The organism is Rodentibacter mrazii, from assembly GCF_001998825.1.
GTDB lineage: Bacteria > Pseudomonadota > Gammaproteobacteria > Enterobacterales > Pasteurellaceae > Rodentibacter > Rodentibacter mrazii.
In genome coordinates, this window is record NZ_MLHG01000122.1 from 1 (window position 1) to 8,657 (window position 8,657).

Annotated in this window: 9 protein-coding genes and 1 pseudogene; 9 read left to right on the forward strand and 1 reads right to left on the reverse strand. The window is 38.5% G+C overall.

All coding sequences use genetic code 11. The features are described from left to right. The 7 genes and pseudogenes from BKK47_RS12105 to argG form a co-directional block, all read left to right on the forward strand. Positions 1-186: pseudogene (locus BKK47_RS12105) on the forward strand (hypothetical protein); the annotation flags it as partial. An 80-nt stretch (positions 187-266) separates the two neighbouring features. Next, positions 267-638 (forward strand): hypothetical protein, encoded by a 372-nt coding sequence (locus BKK47_RS12110; RefSeq protein WP_077495069.1) that lies wholly within the window; start codon positions 267-269, stop codon positions 636-638. A 27-nt stretch (positions 639-665) separates the two neighbouring features. After that, positions 666-2,252 (forward strand): DUF4384 domain-containing protein, encoded by a 1,587-nt coding sequence (locus BKK47_RS12115; protein WP_244149150.1) that lies wholly within the window; start codon positions 666-668, stop codon positions 2,250-2,252. A gap of 22 nt (positions 2,253-2,274) precedes the next feature. Further along, a complete protein-coding gene (locus BKK47_RS12120; protein WP_077495070.1) occupies positions 2,275-3,321 on the forward strand; it encodes a tetratricopeptide repeat protein in 1,047 nt (348 codons plus the stop codon). A 35-nt stretch (positions 3,322-3,356) separates the two neighbouring features. Next, on the forward strand, positions 3,357-3,896 hold the full coding sequence (locus tag BKK47_RS12125; protein WP_077495071.1) for a pentapeptide repeat-containing protein: 540 nt from the start codon (positions 3,357-3,359) through the stop codon (positions 3,894-3,896). 140 nt (positions 3,897-4,036) lie between these two features. Beyond that, a complete protein-coding gene (locus BKK47_RS12130; RefSeq protein ID WP_077495072.1) occupies positions 4,037-4,903 on the forward strand; it encodes a phosphoribosylaminoimidazolesuccinocarboxamide synthase in 867 nt (288 codons plus the stop codon). A gap of 186 nt (positions 4,904-5,089) precedes the next feature. Continuing rightward, entirely contained in the window at positions 5,090-6,424 is a 1,335-nt protein-coding gene (gene argG / locus BKK47_RS12135; RefSeq protein ID WP_077495073.1) for an argininosuccinate synthase, read from the forward strand. Positions 6,425-6,472: 48 nt separating this feature from the next. Here argG and ribA read toward each other — a convergent pair whose 3' ends face one another. Next, entirely contained in the window at positions 6,473-7,132 is a 660-nt protein-coding gene (ribA, locus tag BKK47_RS12140) for a GTP cyclohydrolase II (RefSeq protein WP_077433222.1), read from the reverse strand. A gap of 67 nt (positions 7,133-7,199) precedes the next feature. On the opposite strand from ribA, the gene BKK47_RS12145 reads away from it, so the two are divergent. Both BKK47_RS12145 and BKK47_RS12150 read left to right on the forward strand, forming a co-directional pair. Beyond that, complete coding sequence (locus tag BKK47_RS12145) at positions 7,200-7,919, forward strand: phosphatase PAP2 family protein (RefSeq protein ID WP_077495074.1); 720 nt, start codon at positions 7,200-7,202, stop codon at positions 7,917-7,919. A 61-nt stretch (positions 7,920-7,980) separates the two neighbouring features. After that, positions 7,981-8,657: ROK family protein (locus tag BKK47_RS12150; RefSeq protein WP_077495075.1), on the forward strand; the 677-nt coding region annotated here is incomplete at its 3' end.

Consider the following 8,657-nt stretch of genomic DNA (forward strand, 5'->3'; position numbering starts at 1 on the left):
CAAGGTGCTGTAACCAATATGGCATTTGGTGGCAGTAAAGCAAGTCAAAATTTATCATCTAACCAAGGTAAAGTAACCATAGGTGGTAACAATAAACAATCTGTAAATATTCAAGGTGCTGTAACCAATATGGCATTTGGTGGTAGTAAAGCAACTCAAAATATGAGCTCAAACAGCAGTGAATAATCATTAAGAAAATTGGTTATTGGTTATCCGATAACCAATTTTTATTATATTAATATTCGTAATGCTTCGGAGGTCAGATCATGAAAATCACTTGTGCAGTGATGTTGTATTTTGGTTTATGTTATCTATCCATGAATGCTTTTGCCGGGAACGATGAACTTGTTCCTAGAAAGGGATTAGGTCCTTTGGATCGAGCTAAAGTTAACCAAGTCCAGGCTCAGAAATGGTCTAGAATTGGAATAGGGATGGAAATGGGCGGAGACGCTCAAGATAGCGTTTCCCAATATGGAAATTCTTCAAGTGTAGGTTCATCCAGTCTCAGTCGTACTAGAAATTGTTCAACAAATATCGGAAACGTCACAACCCAAAAAGGTGTAAGCTCTGGTAGATATGGACCTAAAAATAATAATGTTGTCGTTGTTAAAGGCGATGTGATTAATGTTTGTAAATAATTGATAATAATAAAATTTGGATATCTAATGAAATTCTCTCGAACACTTATCTCATATACTTTAATTTCTGGTTTAACTGGTTGTTCTGTATCTCCAACAAACTTAACTGAGGATCGATCATACATTGGTTCTACAACTACACATAACTTACCTGCTGTGGAACCTAATCGCGCCATTACGAGTTTTAGTGATAGCTTAAATTGTATGGATGGTTTATTGCGACAAAGTAATATCGGTGAAACAGTTGTTGCAGTAAAAAATATTAAAGACCCATCCGGTAAAGCTGGTGTTGCTGCGGGTGAAATGATTATGACGGCGTTGTCACAAATGTCTAAAACGAGTGGTGCGTTTAAAGTCGCTGATTTTGAAGTAGATCCCTTGAAGCAAGACACCGTTCAAACATTGACCAACTTATTACTTCCAACAGGGGCAATGCAGATCCCTGCGCCTCAGTTATATATTTCAGGAGCCGTGTCCTATGTGGATCAGAGTGTCCTACGTAAATCAAACAGCATCGGTTTATCCTACAGCGAGAAAGCCGAACTTGGTGCCTCCGGTGATTTAATGACAACGGCTTTAGGCTTAGAACTTCATATTGGTGATTTCTTAACAAGAACGTTATATCCGGGGATTGATTCTGCCAATGAAATTGTTGCAGCAACGAAAGGGCTTGGTATTGATAGCGGTGCAAGAATCAATAAAACCGGTGTACAGTTTTCCCTTGAACGTAATTTATCTCAAGGTTTAGGCGGTTCAATGCGTACTTTAGTTGAACTTGGTACAATTGAGTTAGTGGGTAAATTATCAAAAGTGCCTTATTGGCAATGTTTATCTCTTGATCAATCACATCCTGAATTCCAGCGCCAGTTACTAGATTGGTATGATAGCATGGGGGAAAGCAGTAAGATGAAATTCTTCCAAACCGGATTGAAAAACTTAGGTTATTATAGTGGCAATATCAATGGTCGAAGTTCCCAAGAATTCCGTCAGGCATTATCTGAATTTCAAAAAGATAATAAAGCAACTCCATCTGGTTTTATTAATTTTGAAAGTTATGAGCGTCTAATGAAAAACTATGTTCGTGTTGATGCCAATGGTAATTTCAAAAAAGTCGGCTTAGAACCATCTAATGATGCTGATGATAAGGATAATGAGCCAAGAGAAGGCTATCCTTATTTAAATTCTGATAAAGATTCACCGATTAATGTTGGTATGAAATTAAATAAATCGGCTTATCGAAAAGGTGATAATCTTCAATTAGAGGTTGATGTAGATCATGACTCGGCTTATTTGGCATGTTTTTATGAAGATGCGAAGAAAAGTATTACACAAATTTACCCCAATCCTATGCAGAAAGAAGGGATGATTTCTAAAAATAACTCATTAAAAGTGCCTAACTCAGATGCTTTTTCAATTAGCTTAAATGAGAAAGGGAAAGAATCTGTAATGTGCATGGCGTCTTATTACAGTGTGGCGGACAAATTAACTGATAATTTTGGGGAAGCCTTTAATCCACTTAAAGTTAAGAATATGAACCAATTGTCTGAGCAATTGAAATCAATTTTTGGTGAGGATTTAAAAGGAGTCCAAACAGTAAATTACCAAGTTAAATAAATTTGATCGTTGAGAGGTAATAATGTGGAGTAAACATTTGGGAACGAAATTATTGATTTATCTTGGTTTAGCCGGCGTGATGGTCTGCCAGGCTGAGGTTGTCATTAATCACCCAATTATTGAGAAACCGAAAACATTAAGCGAACAAATTGGAGAAGATGCAACTTTTACATTGTCTTCTGCGTATGATAGTTACCAACATAAAGATTATGAGACTGCTTACAATGAGTTTGATTTTTTTGTTAAAAAAAATGATATCAAAGCATTAGTGGCAAATGGTTATTTATTATTTAGTGGATATGTGCCTACGGATTTTGTCAAAGCGTCAGATTACCTAGCCAAAGCGGCTTCTTTTAAATATGCAAGAGCAGTTTATTTACAGGCTTTATTAGAAAAACGTAAGCAAAATTCAACTCAATTCAATATTGCTGCCGAGCGTTTGATTAACCGGGCGGCTGCCATGGGGGACTATGTGGCAGCCAACACGTTAGCAAATTATCACTTTCAAAAAGCTAATTATGCACTGGCTCAACGTTGGAATGAAAAGGCGATTATGTTAGGAAGTCCGGCTGCAAAAAGAAATCAATCAATGATTTTTAATCGAGCAGAACATACTGTGTCAAATCCTACAATGAACAGAACAGTATCTCAGACACCGAATCATGAGCTTATCTCCGAATTAAGAGAGCGCTCAAAAAATGGTGAGGCAAATGCTAGCTATGAGTTAGCTATTCGTTATCACAAAGGAGCAGGGATCGCTGTTAATTTTGGTGAAGCAATTCGTTTATACCAATTAGCAGCCAAACAAGGCAGCTCGGAAGCAAAAAAAATATTACCAATCTTGCTTTCTAAACAAACAACAGGCGGTAATCTTAATAGTATGTGGATGCAAGAAATGTCTAATATGCTACCAAATCCGGTTATCGTTAATACAAATAATTCAGGGCTTGGTTCACCACGTGTACCAAATCATGAATATTTGGATATCGAGAAAGGCGCTTCTGCTATTCACGTTCTTGAAGAAGATGATCCTTTAGATGGGCTTTTGCGTTTATCGCCACATCATTAATTATTCACTCTAAATAAGTAGGAAGGAGAGTAAAAATGAAATTTATGCGTACGAAACTTGCAATTGTATTTTTAGGTTTTTCTGCAGTCGCTTTTCAGACTCAAGCGGATAATAGTCAATCTGTATCGGTGAAAGGCACAATTATTAATAGTGCTAGTGATGGCGGAGAATCTGTGCAAAATATTGCTGGTAAAAAAAGCAAAGTAGTAAATGGTACTATCATTACGCATAATGGAAAGACTGTAGTTTCATCGGAACATGTAGCTGACATTGAAAATATTCATATGAATGCGACTCTAAAAGGGAAAGATTATTCCGGTCAAAGTTTAGTCGGAGCTGTTTTTACTAATTCAGATTTATCTCATGCAAATTTTAGTAATGCGAATCTCCAAGGTGCTGACTTTACTAACACTCAGTTAAAAGGTGCTAATTTTAACCATGCTAATCTGAAGGGGGCTAACCTAACCAATGCTAATTTAGAGGATGCCGATCTATCCCATGCAAATTTAAAAGGTGCAACGAGAGTAAATATCAATACACAAGGTGCAAAAACAAAAGGCACGATTTGGAAATAGCCGGGTTTCCTCTTATTTAAACTTGTTTAAAGCAGGTAATTAAACGCCTGCTTTTTATTTCTAAAAAAAGCAAACGTTTGCTTAAAAAGTGCGGTACAATATGCACCAGTTTTTTACAGCGATAAAAAAAGGTGTAAACCATGACACAACAAATTCTCAGTCTGAAAAAAATCTACTCAGGCAAAGTGCGTGATCTTTATGAAATTGATGATAAGCGAATGTTGATGGTCGCCACAGATCGTCTCTCGGCATTTGATGTGATTTTAGATGATCCCATTCCACGAAAAGGTGAGATTCTGACACAAATTTCTAATTTTTGGTTTAATCAATTAGCGCATATTATGCCGAATCATTTCACCGGTGATTCGGTTTATGATGTGCTGCCAAAAGAAGAAGCGGATTTAGTGAAAGATCGTGCCGTGGTTTGTAAACGTTTGAATCCGATTAAAATTGAATCTATTGTGCGTGGCTATTTAACTGGAAGCGGGTTAAAAGATTATCAACAAACGGGGACGATTTGCGGTTTGAAACTGCCGGAAGGTTTGGTAGAAGCAAGTAAATTACCAGAGCCTATTTTTACTCCTTCAAGTAAAGAGGAAGTGGGAAACCACGATATTAATATCAGCTATGAAGAATGTGAAAAATTAATTGGTGCAGATTTAGCGAAACAAGTAAAAGAAAAAGCCATTGCGCTTTATACGGCAGCGGCGGAATATGCCCTCACCAAAGGCATCATTATTTGTGATACGAAGTTTGAATTCGGCTTGGATGAAAAGGGTACGCTAACGCTGATGGATGAAGTATTAACGCCAGATTCTAGCCGTTTTTGGTCGATTGATACTTACCAAGAAGGTACAAATCCCCCTTCCTTTGATAAACAATTTGTACGTGACTGGCTAGAAAATAGCGGTTGGAACAAACAACCTCCGGCTCCTAGAGTGCCTACTGATGTTATTGAAAAGACGGTAGCGAAATACCAAGAAGTCTTGGATCTTTTAACTCAGTAATTTTTATTATCCCTGCCTAAACAGCAGGGATTTTTATGAATGAAAAGCAAATAATCAGAATCTAAAAATTGTCTGACGAATATCGAAAATCACTAGACAAGCGGCAAAAGTGCGGTTATATTTTATTGAGTTTTTATTCACTTAAAATGATTAAATATTCAAAACAACGTTAAGTAAGGAAAAAATATGTCAAATACGATTTTACAAGGTTTACCCAAAGGTCAAAAAGTAGGGATTGCCTTTTCCGGCGGTTTAGATACGAGTGCGGCATTGCTTTGGATGCGTCAAAAAGGGGCGGTGCCTTATGCTTATACCGCAAATTTAGGTCAGCCGGATGAGGATGATTATAATGCGATTCCTAAAAAAGCGATGGCTTATGGGGCGGAAAATGCCCGCTTGGTTGATTGCCGCGCTCAGTTGGTTCACGAAGGAATTGCGGCGATTCAATGTGGTGCATTCCACATATCAACAGGCGGTATTCCTTACTTCAACACCACACCGCTTGGTCGTGCGGTAACCGGTACAATGCTTGTGGCGGCGATGAAAGAAGATGATGTCAATATTTGGGGCGACGGTTCGACCTTCAAAGGTAACGATATTGAACGTTTCTACCGTTACGGTTTATTAACCAACCCAAAATTAAAAATTTATAAACCTTGGTTGGATGATCAATTTATCCACGAGCTGGGCGGCCGTTTTGAGATGTCTAAATTCCTAATTGAAAACGGCTTTGATTATAAAATGTCGGTGGAAAAAGCCTATTCAACGGATTCCAATATTCTTGGCGCGACCCATGAAGCAAAAGATTTGGAAGAATTAAGTACCGGTATGAAAATTGTCAAACCAATTATGGGCGTGGCGTTTTGGGACGAAAGCGTTGAAATCAAACCGGAAACCGTAACAGTCACCTTTGAAGAGGGTGTACCGGTAGCATTAAACGGTAAACGTTTTGATGATTCGGTGGAAATGATGCTTGAAGCCAATCGCATCGGCGGTCGCCATGGTTTAGGCATGTCCGATCAAATTGAAAACCGTATTATTGAGGCAAAATCACGCGGTATTTATGAAGCACCAGGAATGGCATTATTGCACATTGCCTACGAGCGTTTAGTGACGGGGATTCATAACGAAGATACCATTGAACAATACCGTATTAATGGCTTACGTTTAGGTCGTTTGTTATATCAAGGCCGTTGGTTTGATCCGCAAGCGTTAATGTTACGTGAAACGGCACAACGTTGGGTTGCTAAAGCCATTACCGGTACGGTTACCCTTGAATTACGCCGTGGTAATGATTTCACCATTTTAAATACGGAATCGCCAAATTTAACCTATGAGGCGGAACGTTTAAGTATGGAAAAAGTGGAAGATGCACCATTTGATCCAATCGATCGTATCGGTCAATTAACTATGCGTAACCTTGATGTTGCCGATACTCGTGGAAAATTGGGTATCTATGCGGAAACCGGATTACTCGTGTCGAATAAAAATTCTGTTTTGCCACAATTAGGCAAGAAATAACACTAAATTGATATGAATAACCGCACAAAAGTGCGGTTATTTTTTGTTTTATTTTTTATCAAGAATCACTTCTTCTTGACAATGTGGACAATTCATTAAATGTTCTTCATTATTATGTACAATGTAATGCCCCATTTTTTTTGCTTTTGTATCTAAGTATTTCGTATTGTAACGATTTTCACCAACATTTAATGGTACACGCTCAACAACATTAATCCCCGCCTTTTTCATGGTTTCCACTTTTTCAGGGTTGTTTGTCATTAAACGTACTTTCTTTACACCTAATAATTCAAACATATCGGCACAGACTTCAAAATTGCGTTCATCCGCTTTAAAACCGAGAGCAAGATTGGCTTCAATCGTATCCATCCCCTGATCTTGTAGTGAATAAGCACGAATTTTATTAATTAAGCCGATACCACGCCCTTCTTCACGGTGATAAATTAAAACTCCGCGACCTTCCTCCTCAATCTGACGAAGTGCCGTGGCGAGTTGGAAACCACAATCACATTTTAAACTATGGAGGGCATCACCGGTTAAACATTCGGAATGAATACGGGCTAAAACAGGCTCATCGCTATTTGAAATATCCCCCATTACTAATGCAACATGCTCTTTTTTTGTATCAGGAAATTCAAAACCAACCATCTTGAAAATACCGTATTCGGTAGGCAAATTGGCTTGAGTAACCAGCTGAATTTTTGTCATAAAGCTATCCTTATTCATTTTCATTTCTGCTAAAATGCGCACTTTATTCTTATTATAAGGGGTGAGCATGTTTAAGAGGCTGTCATTATATACGTTATTACTTTGTCTTGTACCATTTTTTATGTGGGGATTTTCCTATCAATGGCATGGCAATGGACAATTAACGGAAGCGGATTATTGGCTTTATTTGCTTACTGAAACCGGCAGTGTGCCTTATGCTCTTATTACTTGTGCTGTGTTTGCATTGATTTTTGGCGTTTTGTTCAAAAATCGTAAACAGTGGATGCTAGGTGTGGCTGTGATGGCATTTTCTGTGGTGGCAACTCAGGCAGTGAAAACAGGTTTAAAAGCGGTTTTCAAAGAGCCACGCCCGTTCACGGTATATTTAGCGGAACAAACCAATCAAACTACAGAAAACTTTTATGAAAATGACCGCACTCAGCGGGCTGTGATTGCAAAAAACTTTTATTCTACGCAGCCAGACACGCCGGCTTGGCTTGTAAACCACTACGAAAATGAAACGGGTTATTCTTTCCCATCAGGGCATACCATTTTTGCTGCGACTTGGTTAATGCTTGCCGTAGGGTTTACGCAATTATTAGGTAATCGCTCGTGGAAAGCGAAGTTATTAGTAGGTATTATTGCTCTATGGAGCCTACTTATGTTGATCAGCCGCGTACGTCTGGGTATGCATTATCCGATCGATCTTTTTATTGCAACAATTTTTGCATGGATAGTGAATCTCGTTATTTTTAGTTTTTTACAGAAAAAACGATCTTCGTCATAAAATAAAAAGAAAAGAACGGCTAGAATCTCACTTAATATATTTTTAGTGATAGGAGTAGATTATGTACTATGGTTTGGATATCGGTGGCACAAAAATTGAGCTTGCGGTATTTAATAAGAAGTTAGAAAAACTGTATTCCGAGCGTGTTCCTACCCCAAAAACGGATTACGATGAGTGGCTTAATGTGATTGTGGATTTAGTCAATCGCGCTGACGAGCAATTTGGTGAGCGTGGCACCGTTGGATTAGGCGTACCGGGATTTGTGAATCAACAAACAGGGATTGCGGAAATTACTAATATTCGTGTGGCGGATAACAAGCCTATTCTACGTGATCTTTCCGAACGTTTAGGGCGTGAAGTGCGGGCGGAAAATGATGCGAATTGTTTTGCCTTATCTGAAGCGTGGGACGAAGAAAATCAACAATATCCCACCGTGCTTGGGTTAATTCTCGGCACCGGATTTGGTGGTGGTTTTGTGTTAAATGGGAAAGTGCATTCAGGGCAAGTGGGAATGGCGGGTGAGCTTGGACATTTGCAATTAAATTATCACGCTCTGAAATTGCTTGGTTGGGATAAAGCACCGATTTATGATTGCGGTTGTGGCAATAAAGCTTGCTTAGACACCTACCTTTCCGGTCGTGGATTTGAAATGTTGTATCATGATCTTAAAAGTGAAAAATTATCTGCCCGTGAAATTATTGATGCCTTTTATCGTGGTAAAGAAAGTGCGGTTGATTT

Excerpts from the sequence above, each read along its gene's own strand:
- BKK47_RS12110 (WP_077495069.1), top strand. The coding sequence starts at position 267 with ATGAAAATCACTTGTGCAGTGATGTTGTATTTTGGTTTATGTTATCTA.
- BKK47_RS12115 (WP_244149150.1), top strand. The coding sequence starts at position 666 with ATGAAATTCTCTCGAACACTTATCTCATATACTTTAATTTCTGGTTTA.
- BKK47_RS12120 (WP_077495070.1), top strand. The coding sequence starts at position 2,275 with ATGTGGAGTAAACATTTGGGAACGAAATTATTGATTTATCTTGGTTTA.
- BKK47_RS12125 (WP_077495071.1), top strand. The coding sequence starts at position 3,357 with ATGAAATTTATGCGTACGAAACTTGCAATTGTATTTTTAGGTTTTTCT.
- BKK47_RS12130 (WP_077495072.1), top strand. The coding sequence starts at position 4,037 with ATGACACAACAAATTCTCAGTCTGAAAAAAATCTACTCAGGCAAAGTG.
- argG (WP_077495073.1), top strand. The coding sequence starts at position 5,090 with ATGTCAAATACGATTTTACAAGGTTTACCCAAAGGTCAAAAAGTAGGG.
- ribA (WP_077433222.1), bottom strand. The coding sequence starts at position 7,132 with ATGACAAAAATTCAGCTGGTTACTCAAGCCAATTTGCCTACCGAATAC.
- BKK47_RS12145 (WP_077495074.1), top strand. The coding sequence starts at position 7,200 with ATGTTTAAGAGGCTGTCATTATATACGTTATTACTTTGTCTTGTACCA.